Source organism: Arthrobacter sp. MDT2-16, assembly GCF_054510925.1.
The window spans coordinates 64,845-81,428 of the sequence record NZ_JBTNDP010000008.1; the positions used below are offsets into that span (position 1 = coordinate 64,845).

General features: G+C 65.9%; 15 protein-coding genes. 7 read left to right on the forward strand and 8 right to left on the reverse strand.

Annotated features, from left to right (window positions below):
* Nucleotides 1–12: 12 nt before the first annotated feature.
* The 8 genes from ACX80N_RS14110 to dnaA all read right to left on the reverse strand — a co-directional run bounded on the left by ACX80N_RS14110 (nt 13) and on the right by dnaA (nt 11,462).
* Complete coding sequence (locus ACX80N_RS14110) at nt 13–540, reverse strand: DUF3566 domain-containing protein (RefSeq protein WP_105032229.1); 528 nt, start codon at nt 538–540, stop codon at nt 13–15.
* Nucleotides 537–3,206, reverse strand: a complete 2,670-nt coding sequence (gene gyrA / locus ACX80N_RS14115; RefSeq protein ID WP_459339900.1) for a DNA gyrase subunit A — start codon at nt 3,204–3,206, stop codon at nt 537–539. The genes ACX80N_RS14110 and gyrA overlap by 4 nt, the downstream gene beginning before the upstream one ends.
* Before the next feature lie 142 nt (nt 3,207–3,348).
* Entirely contained in the window at nt 3,349–5,421 is a 2,073-nt protein-coding gene (gene gyrB / locus ACX80N_RS14120; RefSeq protein ID WP_240615166.1) for a DNA topoisomerase (ATP-hydrolyzing) subunit B, read from the reverse strand.
* Between the two features lie 208 nt (nt 5,422–5,629).
* The gene (locus ACX80N_RS14125; RefSeq protein ID WP_459339901.1) at nt 5,630–6,226 is read right to left on the reverse strand and encodes a DUF721 domain-containing protein; all 597 of its coding nucleotides are present in this window, start codon (nt 6,224–6,226) and stop codon (nt 5,630–5,632) included.
* Nucleotides 6,219–7,487, reverse strand: a complete 1,269-nt coding sequence (gene recF, locus ACX80N_RS14130) for a DNA replication/repair protein RecF (RefSeq protein ID WP_459339902.1) — start codon at nt 7,485–7,487, stop codon at nt 6,219–6,221. The genes ACX80N_RS14125 and recF overlap by 8 nt, the downstream gene beginning before the upstream one ends.
* A gap of 10 nt (nt 7,488–7,497) precedes the next feature.
* Complete coding sequence (gene gnd, locus ACX80N_RS14135; RefSeq protein ID WP_105032225.1) at nt 7,498–8,388, reverse strand: phosphogluconate dehydrogenase (NAD(+)-dependent, decarboxylating); 891 nt, start codon at nt 8,386–8,388, stop codon at nt 7,498–7,500.
* A 60-nt stretch (nt 8,389–8,448) separates the two neighbouring features.
* Nucleotides 8,449–9,573 (reverse strand): DNA polymerase III subunit beta, encoded by a 1,125-nt coding sequence (gene dnaN, locus ACX80N_RS14140; protein ID WP_105032224.1) that lies wholly within the window; start codon nt 9,571–9,573, stop codon nt 8,449–8,451.
* Nucleotides 9,574–10,049: 476 nt separating this feature from the next.
* Nucleotides 10,050–11,462, reverse strand: a complete 1,413-nt coding sequence (dnaA, locus tag ACX80N_RS14145) for a chromosomal replication initiator protein DnaA (RefSeq protein WP_105032223.1) — start codon at nt 11,460–11,462, stop codon at nt 10,050–10,052.
* Between the two features lie 461 nt (nt 11,463–11,923).
* On the opposite strand from dnaA, the gene rpmH reads away from it, so the two are divergent.
* From rpmH to ACX80N_RS14180, 7 genes are all read left to right on the forward strand, one after another.
* Nucleotides 11,924–12,061 (forward strand): 50S ribosomal protein L34, encoded by a 138-nt coding sequence (gene rpmH, locus ACX80N_RS14150; protein ID WP_022892375.1) that lies wholly within the window; start codon nt 11,924–11,926, stop codon nt 12,059–12,061.
* A 91-nt stretch (nt 12,062–12,152) separates the two neighbouring features.
* On the forward strand, nt 12,153–12,524 hold the full coding sequence (gene rnpA, locus ACX80N_RS14155) for a ribonuclease P protein component (protein WP_240615199.1): 372 nt from the start codon (nt 12,153–12,155) through the stop codon (nt 12,522–12,524).
* Nucleotides 12,521–12,871, forward strand: coding sequence for a membrane protein insertion efficiency factor YidD (gene yidD / locus ACX80N_RS14160; protein ID WP_459339903.1), 351 nt, complete (start codon nt 12,521–12,523; stop codon nt 12,869–12,871). The genes rnpA and yidD overlap by 4 nt, the downstream gene beginning before the upstream one ends.
* A gap of 14 nt (nt 12,872–12,885) precedes the next feature.
* The gene (yidC, locus tag ACX80N_RS14165; RefSeq protein ID WP_105032220.1) at nt 12,886–13,845 is read left to right on the forward strand and encodes a membrane protein insertase YidC; all 960 of its coding nucleotides are present in this window, start codon (nt 12,886–12,888) and stop codon (nt 13,843–13,845) included.
* The gene (locus ACX80N_RS14170) at nt 13,842–14,402 is read left to right on the forward strand and encodes a Jag family protein (protein WP_105032219.1); all 561 of its coding nucleotides are present in this window, start codon (nt 13,842–13,844) and stop codon (nt 14,400–14,402) included. The genes yidC and ACX80N_RS14170 overlap by 4 nt, the downstream gene beginning before the upstream one ends.
* Before the next feature lie 40 nt (nt 14,403–14,442).
* A complete protein-coding gene (gene rsmG, locus ACX80N_RS14175; RefSeq protein WP_459340009.1) occupies nt 14,443–15,066 on the forward strand; it encodes a 16S rRNA (guanine(527)-N(7))-methyltransferase RsmG in 624 nt (207 codons plus the stop codon).
* Between the two features lie 302 nt (nt 15,067–15,368).
* Complete coding sequence (locus ACX80N_RS14180; RefSeq protein ID WP_105032218.1) at nt 15,369–16,256, forward strand: ParA family protein; 888 nt, start codon at nt 15,369–15,371, stop codon at nt 16,254–16,256.
* Nucleotides 16,257–16,584: the final 328 nt, after the last annotated feature.

The following is a 16,584-nucleotide window of genomic DNA, read 5'->3' on the forward strand; positions in this document are numbered from 1 at the left end:
AGACCCGGTCTCCTAGTCGTCGGTGAGCGTGACGCCGATGCCGCCGACGAGGGTGGACGAGATGTTGTAGAGCACAGCCGAGAGCATGGCCAGAGCGGTCAGGAGCACCACGTTGACCACGGCGATGATCGTCGCGAAGGAGACGACCTGCGGGAGCGAGGCGAACTGACGGAGGTCGAATCCGCCGCTCTCCGATCCTGCGATCTCGCCCAAGAGCGCATTCACGCCGTCGAAGATGCCCGTGAGGTCCAGGACGGTCCAGATGACGATCGCCGCCACAACGGTGACGATGCCCAGGGCGACCGACAGCAGGAACGCCATCTTGAGGACGGACCAGGGGTCCACCTTGCTCACGAGCAGGCGGGCCTTGCGGGCTTTCGCCTTCGGGGCGGGCTTCACGAGGCCCGGCCGCTGCCCGGCCTGCCCTCCGGCCGAGGCCGGGCGCTGGGCGGGTCGCGCGGGGGCGTTCACGCGCGGAGGGGTCCCCGGCGTTCGCACTTGTCCGCTGGCGGACCGCGGGTTGGTGTTGGCCGAGCTCACTCAGTACCTCCGTGTTCCGGCGACTCAGCGTCAGGCTCAGCCGTTTCCTCTGTCGACAACCGTACTTCATCGGCTGTGAACTGCGCAGGATCGTCCTCCGGGGTGACCGTCCCGAGGACGTCCACGTCCGGGCTGGCCTCGGAGGGATCCTCGATGAGGCCCTCCTCGACGGCGACGCTGCGCTCGCTGTTGCGGGCCACCGCGATGATGCGGTCCGACTTGTCGGGCTTGGCGAAGATCACGCCCATCGTGTCGCGTCCCTTCGCGGGCACGCCGGCCACGGCGGAGCGCACCACCTTGCCGCCGCCCATGACCACGAGCACCTCGTCCTCCTCCTGCACCACGAGCGCTCCCACGAGGTCACCGCGTTCCTCGGCCAGCTTCGCGACCTTGATGCCGAGCCCGCCCCTGCCCTGGACCCGGTAGTCGTCGACCTTCGTCCGCTTCGCGAAACCACCCTCGGTCACGATGAAGACGTACGAGTCGTCCGTGACCACATTGGCTGCCAGCAGGTCGTCGTCATCACGGAACTTCATGCCGGTCACGCCCGAGGTCGCGCGTCCCATGGGCCGCAGGGCGTCGTCGTCGGCCGTGAAGCGCAGCGACTGTCCCTTGCGGGAGACGAGCATGATGTCGTCCTCGCTGGAGACGAGCTGTGCGGAGACGAGTTCGTCGTTGTCGCGGAGGTTGATAGCGATCACGCCGGCCGTCCGGTTGGTGTCGTAGTCCTCGAGCCGCGTCTTCTTGACCAGGCCGCGCTTCGTGGCGAGCACGAGGAACGGCGACTGCTGGTAGTCGCGCAGGTCCAGGACCTGCGCGATCGTCTCGTCGGGCTGGAAGGCGAGCAGGTTCGCGACGTGCTGGCCCTTGGCGTCGCGCGCCGCCTCGACCAGCTCGTACGCCTTCGCGCGGTACACCCTGCCGAGGTTCGTGAAGAACAGGAGCCAGTGGTGCGTCGTGGTCACGAAGAAGTGTTCGACGACGTCGTCGCCGCGCAGCTGCGCCCCCTTGATGCCCTTGCCACCCCGCGCCTGCTGGCGGTAGTTGTCGCTGCGGGTCCGCTTGACATATCCGCCGCGGGTGATGGTGACGACCATCTCCTCCTCGGGGATCAGGTCCTCCATGCTCATGTCGCCGTCGTAGCCCATGAGGATCTCGGTGCGGCGTTCGTCGCCGAACTTCGCGACGATGTCGGCGAGCTCGGTGCTGACGATGCCGCGCTGCACGTCCTCGGAGGCGAGGATGCGGTTGAACTCCGTGATCATGGACTCGAGTTCCGCATGGCGGTCCTGGATCTTCTGCCGCTCCAGGGCGGCGAGGCGCCGCAGCTGCATGTTCAGGATGGCCGTGGCCTGCAGCTCGTCGATGGACAGCAGCCCCATGAGCCCGTCACGGGCCTGCTCGGTCGTCGAGGACGCGCGGATCAGGGCGATCACCTCGTCCAGGGCGTCGAGGGCCTTCAGCAGACCCCGGAGGATGTGTGCCTCCTCCTCCGCCTTGCGCAGCCGGTACCGCGTCCGGCGGACGATGACCTCGAGCTGGTGGGTGACCCAGTGGCGGATGAACGCATCCAGGCTCAGCGTGCGGGGGACGTCGTCGACGATGGCCAGCATGTTCGCGCTGAAGTTGTCCTGCAGCTGCGTGTGCTTGTAGAGGTTGTTCAGCACCACCTTGGCGACGGCATCCCGCTTGAGCACGATCACGAGCCGCTGGCCCGTGCGACCGGACGTCTCGTCGCGCAGGTCGGCGATGCCGCTGATCTTGCCGTCCTTGACCAGTTCGGCGATCTTGATCGCCAGGTTGTCCGGGTTGGCCTGATAGGGCAGCTCGGTGACGACGAGGCACGTGCGGTTCTGGATCTCCTCGACGTTGACGACGGCGCGCATCGTGATGGAGCCGCGACCGGTCCGGTAGGCGTCCTCGATGCCCTTGTGTCCGAGGATCTGGGCGCCGGTCGGGAAATCGGGGCCCTTGATGCGGGCGATCAGGGCCTCGAGCAGCTCCTCCCTGGTGGCCTCGGGGTTCTCGAGGTACCACTGGACGCCGTCGGCCACCTCGCGCAGGTTGTGCGGCGGGATGTTGGTGGCCATGCCGACAGCGATGCCGGAGGACCCGTTGACGAGCAGGTTCGGGAAACGCGACGGCAGGATGGTGGGTTCCTGGTTCTTGCCGTCGTAGTTGTCCTGGAAGTCGACGGTCTCCTCGTCGATGTCCCGCACCATCTCCATGGCGAGCGGCGCCATCTTCGTCTCGGTGTACCGGGGGGCCGCCGCGCCGTCGTTGCCGGGCGAACCGAAGTTCCCCTGGCCGAGCGCGAGCGGGTAGCGCATCGTCCAGTCCTGGATCAGGCGGACCAGGGCGTCGTAGATCGCCGAATCGCCGTGCGGGTGGTACTGGCCCATGACCTCGCCGACCACGCGCGCACACTTGTTGAACGAGCGGTCGGGCCGGTAGCCGCCGTCGAACATCGCGTACAGGACACGGCGGTGGACGGGCTTCAGTCCGTCGCGGACGTCGGGCAGGGCCCGGCCGACGATCACGGCCATCGCGTAGTCCAGGTAGGACCGCTGCATCTCCGTCTGCAGGTCCACCTGCTCGACGCGGTCCGTCAGGACCTCGCCCTCGATGGGCTCGTCCGGTCCGTTGCCGGTGATGTCGTCACTCATGAATCAGTTCCGTTCGTGAAGGGTTCTCAGCCACAAGGGTGAGTCGACCGCGAGCCGGTGCCCGACATCTTGTGTAGGCGCTTTAATATTCGCGAGGAACGAGCGAATTTCGTTGCGCCGGCAAGATGCCGGGTATCGGCACTCAGATGTCGAGGAAACGCACGTCCTTGGCGTTCTGCTGGATGAAGTTGCGGCGGGACTCGACGTCCTCGCCCATGAGCACCGAGAAGACCTGGTCCGCAGCGGCGGCGTCGTCCATGGTCACCTGGAGCAGCGTGCGGTGGTCCGGATCCATGGTGGTCTCCCACAGTTCCGTGTAGTCCATCTCACCGAGGCCCTTGTAACGCTGGATCCCGTTGTCCTTGGGCAGGCGCTGGTTGTTGGCGAGGCCCATCTTGATGACCTCGTCGCGTTCGCGGTCGCTGAACACGTAATCGTGCTTGGCGTTGGACCACTTGATCCGGTACAGCGGCGGCTGCGCCAGGTAGACGAACCCGTTCTCGATCAGCGGCCGCATGTAGCGGAAGAGCAGGGTGAGCAGCAGCGTGGTGATGTGCTGGCCGTCCACGTCCGCATCGGCCATGAGCACGATCTTGTGGTATCGGGCCTTGTCCACGTTGAAGTCCTCGCCGATCCCCGCGCCGAACGCTGTGATCATGGCCTGGACCTCGCTGTTGCCGAGGGCGCGGTCGAGGCGGGCGCGCTCCACGTTCAGGATCTTCCCGCGCAGGGGGAGGATGGCCTGCGTCTCGGGATTGCGTCCCCGGACCGCCGAACCGCCGGCGGAGTCGCCCTCCACGATGTAGATCTCGGAGCGGGCGGGGTCCTTGGACTGGCAGTCCTTGAGCTTGCCGGGCATGCCGCCCGATTCCAGCAGTCCCTTGCGGCGCGTGGACTCGCGCGCCTTGCGGGCCGCGAGACGGGCCTGCGACGCCTGGATGGACTTGCGGATGACGTCGCGTGCGGGTCCGGGGTTGCGCTCGAGCCAGTCGCCGAGCTGGTCGGTGACCACGCGCTGGACGAACCCCTTCGCCTCGGAGTTGCCCAGTTTGGTCTTCGTCTGGCCCTCGAACTGCGGCTCCGACAGTTTGACCGAGATGACGGCGGTGAGGCCTTCACGGATGTCGTCACCCGTGAGGTTGTCGTCCTTCTCCTTGATGATGTTCTTCTCGCGCGCGTACTTGTTGATCAGCGTGGTCATGGCCGCACGGAAACCCTCTTCGTGGGTGCCGCCCTCGTGCGTGTTGATCGTGTTCGCGTAGGTGTGCACGCTCTCGGAGTACGCCGACGTCCACTGCAGAGCTACCTCCACGGCCATCCTGCGATCCGTGTCCTCGGTCTCGAACGCGATCACGTCCGCGTGGATGACATCCACGCGCTTGGAGGAGTTGAGGTGGTGGACGTAGTCCAGCAGTCCGTTCTCGTAGAGGTAGACCACCGACCGGTGCTTCGGTTCTCCGTCGGACTCCTGCGCACTGTCCACCTCCGCGACCTCGTCCGTCTCCACCGCGTCCGCCCGCTCGTCCGTCAGCGTGATGCGCAGTCCCTTGTTGAGGAAGGCCATCTGCTGGAAGCGCGCGCGGAGCGTCTCGAAGTCGAACTCGGTGCTCTCGAAGATGGTGTCGTCAGGGTAGAACGTCTGCGTGGTGCCCGTCTCCGAGGTCTCCTCGCCCTTCCTCAGTTCACCGAACGGCTTGCCGCCGTCCGCGAAGGACTGCCGCCAGACGTGCCCCTGGCGGCGCACCTCGGTCTCGACGCGCTTGGACAGGGCGTTGACCACGGAGATACCCACGCCGTGGAGGCCACCCGACACCGCGTAGCCACCACCGCCGAACTTGCCGCCCGCGTGCAGGATGGTCATGACCACCTCCACGGTGGGACGCCCCTCGGTGGGGTGCATGTCCACGGGGATGCCTCGGCCGTTGTCCACGACCTTGACGCCGCCGTCGGCCTGGAGCGTGATCTCGATGTGGTCGCAGTACCCGGCCAGCGCCTCGTCCACCGAGTTGTCCACGACTTCGTAGACCAGGTGGTGGAGGCCGCGCGGTCCGGTCGACCCGATGTACATGCCCGGCCGTTTCCGGACCGCTTCCAGTCCTTCGAGGACGGTGATCTCACTGGCGCCGTATGCGTGCTCGGTGGCGGCCTCCAGAATCGGGGACTCACCCTCGCCGATCAACACATCACTTGCGTTCAACTCGTTCTCGTGTGCCACAGGCGTAGAAGGCTCCTCAGCTGGATAGACCACATCAGTCTCGTCCATTCTACCCTGCGCATGGTTGCGGCAGCGCACCAACCACCCCTCACCGGCCAAGAAACCGGGGTCAGAGACAGTAGCGGGTCCTTCCATGAGGACGGATACGACGGACGGCCCTCTGATTGCGCTACAGGCCGCTCAGCGGATGCGGCCTTCCGCTCCCGGCTCACCCGTAGGTGTCGCGCGGACCGCGTCCCTTGACGGAGCGGCCGCCCTTGCGCCAGCTCGGCGCGGCGGGTCCGACGACGGACAGCCGCTTCACGACACCGGCGCCGAGCTCGGCCTCGAACCGCTGCAGCACCTGCGGGGTCATCAGCCGCAGCTGGGTGGCCCAGGTTGTCGAATCGCACCGGACGAGGACGGTGTCGGCGTCGAAACTCTCCGGGACGCAGTGTGCCGCGATGTCAGCTCCGACGATCTCGTCCCAGCGGGACAGCACCGACCCGATGGCCACGGGCGATTTCCAGCCGCGTTCCGCGAGCATCCTCGAGAAGACGTTGCCCACGCCCTCCGGATCCCGCCCGCCGTAGGTGGGTTCGGGCGAATACCGGCGCCGCGGTGCCTTGCTCTGCTGCTTCGGAGCCGGACCGCGCGGCGTCCCCCTGGCCTGGGAGGCGCTGCGAAGCCGGTTCAAGAGGGCCTGCGGGGCGTCCTGTTCCGGAGGATCGGGCGTCCGTGACGGGTCCGGTCCGCGATCGGGGATCTCTTCCCGGTCGGGGACCGCGGGAGACGCCGGATCCTCCCCGTGTCGCTCCTCAGGCATCAGGCTCTCCGGCGGAAGGGACGGCTGCGGGCTCGTCGCGGTCCTCCGCGACAGATCTGGGGCCGTCCGTGGTCTCTGCCAGTCCTCCCGGGACCACGCGGATCTGCCGGCCGAGGAGTGCCGCGGGGATGTCGTCGCTCACGGCCGCCGTGACCAGCACCTGTTCGGCCGGCGCCACGATCGCGGCGAGGCGGGTACGCCGCTGGGCGTCGAGTTCGGCGAAGACGTCGTCGAGGATCAGGACTGGATCGCCGCCCGGCGTGTGGTCCTCCTCGAGCAGCAGGTAGTAGGAGGCCAGCCGCAGGGCCAGGGCCATCGACCACGTCTCCCCGTGGGACGCGTACCCCTTCACCGGTGCCTGGCCCAGGAGGAGGCCGAGCTCGTCGCGGTGCGGACCCACGAGGGAGATGCCGCGGTCCAGTTCCTTCCTGCGGTGGCGCAGGAGGTTCTCCACGAACAGATCGGTGAGCGCCGGCAGCTCGAGGTCCCCGAGCCGCTCCCGCTCACCGTCGTGCAGGGCGTCCGCGCCGTCGTCGTCCATGGCGAGGTCCGCAGACGACGAGACGCTCGGGAGGTAGACGATGTCCGCGACCTTCGACCCGTCCGTGAGCTCCTTGTAGGCACGCTGGACGTGGGGGCGGAGGTGGTCGACGAGCAGGAGCCGTGCGGCCAGGAGTCGCGCACCGGCTTCGGCGAGGTGCTGGTCCCACACATCGAGGGTGGCTTCGTGTCCTGTCGAGAACCGTCCCGCGGCCCGGGCCGACTTCAGCAGGGCGTTGCGCTGCTTGAGCACACGCTCGTAGTCGGCACGCAGCGCCGACTGGTGCGGCAGCAGCGACACCATGACCTCGTCCAGGTACCGACGCCGTCCGGAGGGGTCGCCCTTGACGAGCGCCAGGTCCTCGGGGGCGAACAGGACGGTCTTGAGGATCCCCGCCGCATCCCGTGCCCGTACGGGGTTGGCCCTGTTGATCCGGGCACGGTTCGCCGTCTCCGCGTTGATCTCGACCTCGACGCCGGTGCGCTGCGTGCCGCGGACGAACCGGCCACGGATGATGGCGCGGTCCTGGCCGAAACTGATCAGCGGTTTGTCGCTGCTCACCCGATGCGAGGACAGGGTGGCCAGGTAACCGATCGCCTCCACGATGTTGGTCTTGCCCACGCCGTTGGGACCCACGAAGACCGTGATGCCGGGTTCGATCGCCGTGTCCAGTTGCGGGTAGCTCCGGAACCCGGTGAGCGAGAGGTGCTCGACGTACACCGGGAACTGCCTACTTCGGCTGGGCGGGCTTCACCGCATGGCCACCGAACTGGTTGCGCAGGGCGGCCACCATCTTCATGGACGGCGAGTCCTCCTGCCGGGAGGTGAACCGGGCGAACAGGGCGGCAGTGATAGCCGGCGCCGGCACGGAGTTGGCGATGGCCTCCTCCACGGTCCACCGGCCTTCACCGGAATCCTCGACGAATCCGGCGATCTGCGACAGTCCGGGATCCTCCTGCAGCGCCTTAACCAGGAGATCCAGCAGCCAGGAGCGGACCACGGTGCCCTTCTGCCAGGCGGCGAAGGTGCCGTGCACGTCCTTGACGATGTCCTTGGCCTCGAGTAGCTCGTACCCTTCGGCGTAGGACTGCATGAGTCCGTACTCGATGCCGTTGTGGACCATCTTCGCGTAGTGTCCGGCGCCCACATCGCCCACATGCACGAAGCTCTCCGCGCGTTCGCCCTCGGGCCGCAGTGCATCGAAGATCGGCATGGCGCGTTCGACGTCGTCCTCGAGGCCGCCGGCCATCAGCCCGTAGCCGTTCTCGAGACCCCATACCCCGCCCGATACACCGCAGTCGAGGAACCGGATGCCCTTCTGGGCGAGCAGGGTCGCGTGGATCTGGTCGTCCGTGAACTTCGAGTTGCCGCCGTCGATCACGAGGTCACCCTCGGACAGGACCTCGGAGAGGTCCTTGACCACGGCGTCGGTGATCTGGCCGGCGGGGACCATGACCCAGACGATCCGGGGTGCGGGAAGGGCGGACACCAGTTCGTCGAGGCTGGACACATCGGTGCGGTCGGGGTTGCGGTCGAAGCCGGTGACCTCGATGCCGTTCCTGCGAAGGCGTTCCCTCATGTTGAATCCCATTTTGCCGAGTCCGATGAGACCTATGTGCATGAGTTTCTCTTTCTGACGATGTGTCCGGCCGGTGGGCCGGTCGGGATACCTGCGGTGCTGCTACTGGTTGGGCAGCCGTACGGGCATCAGCAGGTACCTGTAGTCTTCCCTGTCCTCGCCGGAGGCGTCATCCTGCGCGGAGATCACCGCGGGTTTGGGGGGTGAGGTGAAGGAGAACCGGACGTACGGGCTGCTGAACGCGCCCAGACCCTCGCTGAGGTAGTGGGGGTTGAAGGCCACGGTGATGTCGTCGCCGTCGAGTGTCGCCTCGATGGCCTCGGACGCCTGGGCGTCCTCCCCGGTACCGGCGTCGAGGGTCACCTGGCCTTCGGTGAACGCCAGCCGCACGGGGGTGTTCCGCTCCGCGACGAGCGACACACGGCGGACGGCCTCGACGAGCACGCTCGTCTGCACCGTGGCGTGGATGGGCGTCTTGTCCGGGAAGAGCGAACGGATCTTCGGGTAGTCCCCGTCGACGAGCAGGGAGGTGGTCCGGCGTCCACCGGATTCGAAGCCGATGAGTTCGGAGTCGTCCGAGAGGGCGATGTTCAGATCGCCGGCACCTCCGAGGGTCTTGGCGACCTCGTTGAGGGTCTTCGCCTTTACGAGGGCGCTGGTGGAGATCCCGGGGGTCGACGGTTTCCAGGACACCTCCCGCAGGGCGAGGCGGTAGCGGTCGGTCGCCAGCAGCGTGATGAGGTCGTCCTCGATCTCCATGCGGACACCGGTGAGGATCGGGAGGGTGTCGTCACGACTCGCGGCGATGATCACCTGCGAGACGGCCTGGGCGAAGGCATCACCGTCGACGACGCCGCTGACCGCGGGGAGCTTGGGCAGCTCCGGGTATTCCCCTTCGGGCATAGTCGCGAGGTTGAAGCGGCTGTTCCGGCAGGTGAGGGTGACTTTCGAACCGTCGGTGGCGACCTCGACGGGTGCGGACGGCAGGCTCCTGCAGATGTCGGCGAGAAGACGGCCTGAGACGAGGATCGTGCCTTCCTCGAGGACATCGGCTGCGATCTCCAGCCGGGCCGAGATCTCGTAGTCGAAGCTCGCCAGACTCAGCGAGCCACCCTCTGCCTTGATCAGCAGGCCCGCGAGAACGGGGACGGGTGGTCTCGGTGACAGGGAGCGGGCGGTCCAGGACACGGCCTCCGCAAGTACATCCCGCTCGACTCTGAATTTCACGGAGCAGTGCCGCCTTTCGCCAGATCAAAAAAACAGCCACCGGCGAAGCACCGGCGGATGGTTGGGTCGGAGGTCGTCCGCGGAGGTCTCCGGGCACGGGAACTACAAACCCTACTGCGGAACAGCTTAGCCGGGTAGCGCTCCTGCGCAGCAGGGCGGTGCGGGCGGGGGGACGGACGGGACGTGGAGTGTTATCTGAAGAACTTTTGAAGTTTAAGGTTCGTAGTGTTAATAACTGCTGTGGATTCTGTGGATAAGTGCGCTGGTCGGGGCGCTGATGCGGATCTGCCCTGTGGATAACGTGTGTGTCCGGGCGACGGCCTCCTGCCGGCGGCTGTGGGCAGAATCCTTGTCATTCTGCGGATCCACAGGCAGGACGGGGGTTTTCCTCAGGTTGAGGGTCCCTGTGCCCATAGTTATCCACAGCTGTGTCCACACCTGTTAATTACAGGGGTGCGATTCGAGTAACCGGCCGGTCAGGCTTCGCGCTGCTTGTGCTTGATGCGGTTGGTGAGCTCGGTGACCTGATTGAAGATGGCGCGCCGCTCCGCCATGAGCTCGCGGATCTTCCGATCCGCGTGGATGACCGTCGTGTGGTCGCGGCCGCCGAGTTCCTGCCCGATCTTGGGCAGGGACATGTCCGTCAGCTCCCTGCACAGGTACATCGCGATCTGGCGCGCCGTCACCAGGGTCCTCGTGCGCGACTTGCTGCACAGCTCGTCCATGCTGATCTGGAAGTAGTCCGCGGTCTGCGCCATGATCACCGTCGAGGTGATCTCCTGGGCGCCGTCGTCGGAGATGAGATCCTTCAGCACCACCTCGGCCAGGTTCACGTCCACCGGCTGGCGGTTGAGGCTCGCGAAGGCGGTGACCCGGATCAGGGCACCTTCCAGTTCGCGGATGTTCGTCGCGATCTTCGAGGCGATGTACTCGAGGACGTCGTCCGGTGCACTCAGGCTGTCGCTGATCGCCTTCTTGCGGAGGATGGCGATGCGGGTCTCCAGCTCCGGCGGCTGGATGTCGGTCAGCAGACCCCATTCGAACCGCGACCGCATGCGCTCCTCGAACCCGATGAGCTGCTTGGGCGGCATGTCCGAGGTGATGACCACCTGCTTGTTGTGGTTGTGCAGGGCGTTGAAGGTGTGGAAGAACTCCTCCATGGTCCGGTCCTTGCCGGAGAGGAACTGGATGTCGTCGATCAGCAGGATGTCGACATTGCGGTAGGTCTGCTTGAAGCTCGACCCCTCGTCGTCGCGGATCGAGTTGATGAAGTCGTTGGTGAACTCCTCGGAGTTCACGTAGCGCACGCGGATCCCCGTGTAGAGGTGTCGGGCGTAGTGCCCGATGGCGTGCAGGAGATGGGTCTTGCCCAGGCCCGAGTCGCCGTAGATGAACAGCGGGTTGTAGGCCTTCGCCGGCGCCTCGGCCACCGCTACCGCGGCAGCGTGGGCGAAGCGGTTCGACGAGCCGATCACGAACGTGTCGAAGATGTACTTGGGATTGAGTCGGCCGAACTCGGAGGAGTTGCTGGGCGGCGTGGGTGAGGGTTTCGTCTCGCCCTTCGGCTCGGGCGAGACCCGCTCGGGTTCCTGCTCCGGGGCTTCCTCGGCCACGGGCGTCAGCTCGGGGTCGATCACGAAGGCGCACTGGATGTCCTCGCGGAACACATCGCGCAGCGCCTCGTCCAGGGCTGCCTTGAGCTGGGTCTGCAGGACTTCGCGCGTCAGCTCGTTCGGGACGGCGATGAGCATGGTGGTGCCGATGAGTCCCTGGGCCTGGGCCAGCACCATGAACCCCCGCTGGCGCGGTGTTACGCGATCGTCGTGCTCGAGGGTCCGGATGACCTTGCGCCAGGAGCTCCCGACGTCGTTGACCTCATCTGTACCCACGAAATCCTCTCTTGGCTGTGCTGTCCGCACTCGACAAGGTCCGTTCTCCACAGAGTTGTACACAGCTCGTGGATAAACGGACCAGAGCCAAGACTAGAGGATGAAAAGTGCAGAAGATAGCGGACTGGAGCGGCACCGGAGGCACTGTGAAGGGACTCACGCGGGGCTGCCGGGCCGACGTGTAGTGCGACTCCGGCAGCAGTTGTCCACAGGCTGGTGGAAAACGGGTCCACAGGCTGGTGACAGCGGGTTTGACGCCCCCGAGCCGCGTCCCCTAACGTTATGTAGTCCAACATGTCTGCATTTCGCATGCCATCACTGATGTTTCCGGGTACTAAGTGGCCTCGGGATGTGACAGCTTTTCCGCGAATGTCGGATGTACACCTTCATCGCGTCAGTCTGTTCTTCCCCCTTGTTGCAATGGGCCGGACGCATCTCAAGATCGTTCTGGAGTAACTACAGTGAGCAAGCGGACTTTTCAGCCGAATAACCGCCGTCGTGCCAAGAAGCACGGTTTCCGTCTTCGCATGCGCACCCGTGCTGGTCGTGCCATCCTGTCGGCACGCCGCGGCAAGGGCCGTACCGAACTCTCGGCATAAGCGGTTCCTCCCACGCCATGCGTCCTTCGGGTGATCGCGCGGGCACAGGGTTCCTCGCTCGGACAGAGAACAGGACCCCGTAGTGCTACCGATGATCCACAGGGTGCGGACGGCGGCGGATTTTGCACGTACCGTACGTTCCGGTGCCCGCTCAGGGCGCCGGAACGTCGTGCTATACGGCTCCAGAACCCCCGACTCCTCGCCCTCCCGCGTCGGCTTCATCGTCGGGAAGAACGTCGGGAACGCGGTCATCCGCAACCTCGTTAAGAGAAGGCTTCGTCACGTGTCGGCGGAGTGGGTCGCTCTGCACCCGCACGGGTACGACGTCGTCGTCCGTGCGCTACCAGCGGCCGCGGACAGCGATTGGCCGGCCCTGCAGAAGGACTTCTCCGGTTGCGTCGCCACGGTGGTCCGCAGGCTGGACGGCTCCGCGTCGGCGGAAAGGCAAGGCAGAGTATCGTGAGCAGGGTCGCTATCAGTGTGCTGGCCTTTGTCGTCGGGCTGCCCCGCCTGGCGGTGATCGGATTCCTGATCGCGTACCGGAAGGTCGTCTCTCCGCTGTACGGGCCGGTATGCCGGTTCTACCCGAGTTGTTCCGCCTATGCGCTCGAGGCCGTGACCGTTCACGGGTTCGTGCGCGGTGTGTGGTTCGCCTCCAGGCGGCTCGTCCGCTGCAACCCCTGGAACGACGGCGGCGTGGACCACGTGCCCGCCGGTTCCAGGGTCTTCCCGGATGGGAAGACCCCCTCGATTGTTGTGTTGAACCATCCGGTGATCCCGGCCGATGACGAAAGCCGCCCGGCGGCTTGAGGAGCTAACTGATTATGGATTTTTTCGAGACGATCCTGGCGCCGTTCAGGTGGCTCGTGTCGTGGATCATGTTCATGTTCCACGAGGGCTTCACGTTCCTCGGAATGGACCCCGCGTCCGGCTGGACCTGGGTGCTGTCGATCGTCGGGCTCGTCGTCGTCATCCGTGCCGCTTTGATCCCCGTCTTCGTGAAGCAGATCAAGGCCCAGCGAGGCATGCAGGCCCTGCAGCCGGACCTGCGGAAGCTTCAGCAGAAGTACAAGGGTAAGACGGACCAGCTCTCGCGCCAGGCGATGACGCAGGAGCAGATGGCGCTGTACAAGAAGCACGGGACCAACCCGTTCGCGGCATGCCTGCCCATCCTGATCCAGATGCCGTTCTTCTTCGCGCTCTTCACCGTGCTGAACGGCATCTCCCGCGCGAGCGAGGAGGGCACCGAGATCGGCGCCCTCTCCCCGGAATCTGTACGGCAGTTCGACGATGCGACGATCTTCGGCGCACCCCTCTCCTCCACGTTCCTGGGCAGCTTCGGCGCCAACTGGAACGCGAGCGTGGTCATCCTGTCCGTGATCATGATCATCGCGATGACAGCCTCGCAGTTCATCACGCAGAAGCAGATCATGGCGAAGAACATGTCCGAGGAGGCCATGCAGAGCCCCTTCATGCGTCAGCAGAAGATCATGCTCTACATCCTCCCGCTCGTGTTCGGTATCGGCGGCATCAACTTCCCCATCGGCGTCCTGGTGTACTGGACCACCACCAACATCTGGACCATGGCCCAGCAGTTCTACGTCATCCGCCGCATGCCCACGCCCGGTTCACCGGCGGCAAAGGCATTCGCCGAGAGGCGCGCGAAGAAGGGCCTGCCCACGGTCCAGCTCCTCGGTGAGCGGAAGACCGAGCCCGCGATCGAAGCTGTTCCGGAGCCACGGGGCCAGCGTGTGCAGCCCCGCAAGAAGAGGAAGAAGCGATGACGGTAGACAACGAAGAGCACACTCCCGATCCAGGTGGTACCGCGTCCGACGACGACGTCGCGACCGACGGTGGTACCAAGGCCTCCCGGCTCGATGAGGAGGGCGACGTGGCCGCCGACTACCTCGAGGAGCTGCTGGATATCGCCGACATCGACGGCGACATCGACATCGAGGTCCGCAGCGGCCGCACGTACATCTCCATCGTCTCCGAGGACCGGTCCGACGCCGGGCTCAGTTCGCTGGTCGGACGGGACGGGGAGGTGCTCGAGGCTCTGCAGGAGCTCACGCGCCTCAGCGTCCTGACCGCGACGGACTCCCGCTCACGCCTGGTGCTCGACGTCGACGGTTACCGCGATCGTCGTGGCCGCGAACTGGCGAAGATCGCCCAGGACGCGGTCGACACGGTGAAGGAGACGGGCGAGGACGTGGCACTCGAACCGATGTCCGCCTACGAGCGCAAGATCGTGCACGACGTCGTGGCGGATCTGGGTCTCCTCAGCGAGTCCGAAGGCGAGGGCGCTGCACGGCACATCGTCGTGTCACCCAGTGATGACTGACGCACCACAGCCGAGCACCGGGGTGTTCCCCGAGCCCTCAATGGAGGAGTCGGTAGCAGCTGAAGCGGTCTTCGGCGCACGGTTGGACACGGCCCGCGGGTTCGTCGCACACCTCGCGTCCTCCGGGATCGAGCGCGGCCTGCTGGGCCCCCGGGAGGTACCCCGTCTGTGGGGTCGGCATGTCCTGAACTGCGCGGTCGTGGCCGACCTCATGGGACAGGGTGCGTCCACGGTGGACGTCGGGAGCGGGGCGGGACTCCCGGGACTGGCGATCGCCATCGCGCGCCCGGACCTGTCGCTGCACCTCGTGGAACCCCTCGAGCGTCGGGTGACATGGCTGAACGAGGTGGTCGACGACCTCGGGCTCACCAACGTGGCGGTACATCGCGCCCGAGCGGAGCAGATGGTCGGACAGATCGCCGGTGACTACGTCACCGCGCGCGCCGTATCCGCACTGTCCACGCTCGCAGGTTGGACCATCCCCCTGGCTAAGCCGGGTGGGGAGGTCCTCGCGATCAAGGGCCGGAGTGCGTCCGAGGAGATCGAGAAGGCGCGCAAGATGATCCGGAAACTGGGCGGCGGAACCGCGGAGATCGTCACCGTCGGTAGTGGAGTCCTTCCGGAGCCGACCACGGTCGTCCGCATCCCCGTCAGGACCGCTTGATCCGTGGCACTCCCGTGGCCGCGCTGCGCCTCATGAGGTGGCGGTGAGCGGCTACCCTTGTAGATAACGACGTCTGGCATGTGAGAGTGAGTTACTGAGTGACCATCAAGGACGCCCCTACCCTGAAGTCCGAGCCCTTCTCGGTGGCTGCAACCGCGCCTGCTCTCGGTCTTCGGGAAATACAACCCGATGTGTTTGCAGACCCGGCGAATACCGGCGTGGTTCCACGTGAAACCTCCGCGTCTGCCTCGGACGCCATCGATGCGCCGGCGCCGAGGAAACAGAGCAAGGGCAGGAACGTCATGGAGGCCATGGACGAGTCCTCGCCGCTCGGTCGCGAACTGGCCAGTGAGGCCAAGCGGCGGGAGAAGCTGCTGGGCAAGGCTCTCCCCAAGCCACAGAGCACACGCATCATGACCATCAGCAACCAGAAGGGCGGGGTCGGCAAGACGACGACGACGGTCAACATCGCGGCCGCCCTCGCCTCCGCCGGCCTGCAGGTCCTGGTCATCGACATCGACCCGCAGGGCAACGCGTCGACCGCCCTCAACATCGACCATCATGCGGACGTGGACTCGATCTACGACGTATTGATCGATGACGTCCCGCTGGGTGACGTCGTCGCCAAGTGCCCGGACGTGCCGAACCTCATCTGTGCCCCCGCCACGATCCACCTAGCGGGCGCCGAGATCGAGCTCGTGTCCCTGGTGGCCCGCGAGCAGCGTCTCCGCCGCGCGATCGACGTGTATGCCAAGGAGCGTCAGGAAAAGGGCGAGCCGCGTCTGGACTTCGTCTTCATCGACTGCCCTCCGAGCCTGGGACTCCTGACCGTCAACGCGTTCGTCGCGGCCAAGGAAGTTCTGATCCCCATCCAGTGCGAGTACTACGCCCTCGAGGGACTGAGCCAGCTGCTGAAGAACATCGAGATGATCCAGAAGCACCTCAATGCCGACCTCACGGTGTCGACGATCCTGCTGACGATGTACGACGGACGGACGAACCTTGCCGCGCAGGTAGCTGCCGAGGTGCGCGAGCACTTCCCCGAGCAGGTTCTGAAGGCCGTTGTACCCCGGTCCGTCCGCATCTCCGAGGCGCCGAGCTACCAGCAGACCGTCATGACCTACGACCCATCCTCGAGCGGCGCCCTCTCCTACCAGGAAGCGGCATCGGAGATAGCCTCGCGCTCGTAGCAGGACCTCGGGCTCGTCCGTTCGACGGGTCCAACACGGAGTAGTGGTGGAGTCCTGCTCCATCGATCGGAAGGAATGACATGGCGGAAAAGCGGCGGGGACTGGGTCGAGGGCTCGGTGCCCTCATCCCCAGCGCCCCGGAAGAGGTTCCTGAGGAGGCTCCGGTCGAGGTTGCTCCGCAGCAAGAGGAATCGTCTCGTACCAGTGCAACGGAATCCTCGAAGAAGCAGGGCGGCCGTCCCGTCGATCTGTTCTTCGAGCGGGTCACCGAGGAGGACGTGGCCGAACAGCCCCGCTCCTATTCCTCTGCGCTCCGCAGCGGCATCAA

Coding starts and splice junctions, on each gene's coding strand:
- gyrA (WP_459339900.1), bottom strand. CDS start 3,206: ATGAGTGACGACATCACCGGCAACGGACCGGACGAGCCCATCGAGGGC.
- ACX80N_RS14125 (WP_459339901.1), bottom strand. CDS start 6,226: ATGCCTGAGGAGCGACACGGGGAGGATCCGGCGTCTCCCGCGGTCCCC.
- gnd (WP_105032225.1), bottom strand. CDS start 8,388: ATGCACATAGGTCTCATCGGACTCGGCAAAATGGGATTCAACATGAGG.
- rnpA (WP_240615199.1), top strand. CDS start 12,153: ATGATCCACAGGGTGCGGACGGCGGCGGATTTTGCACGTACCGTACGT.
- yidC (WP_105032220.1), top strand. CDS start 12,886: ATGGATTTTTTCGAGACGATCCTGGCGCCGTTCAGGTGGCTCGTGTCG.
- ACX80N_RS14170 (WP_105032219.1), top strand. CDS start 13,842: ATGACGGTAGACAACGAAGAGCACACTCCCGATCCAGGTGGTACCGCG.
- rsmG (WP_459340009.1), top strand. CDS start 14,443: ATGGAGGAGTCGGTAGCAGCTGAAGCGGTCTTCGGCGCACGGTTGGAC.
- ACX80N_RS14180 (WP_105032218.1), top strand. CDS start 15,369: ATGGAGGCCATGGACGAGTCCTCGCCGCTCGGTCGCGAACTGGCCAGT.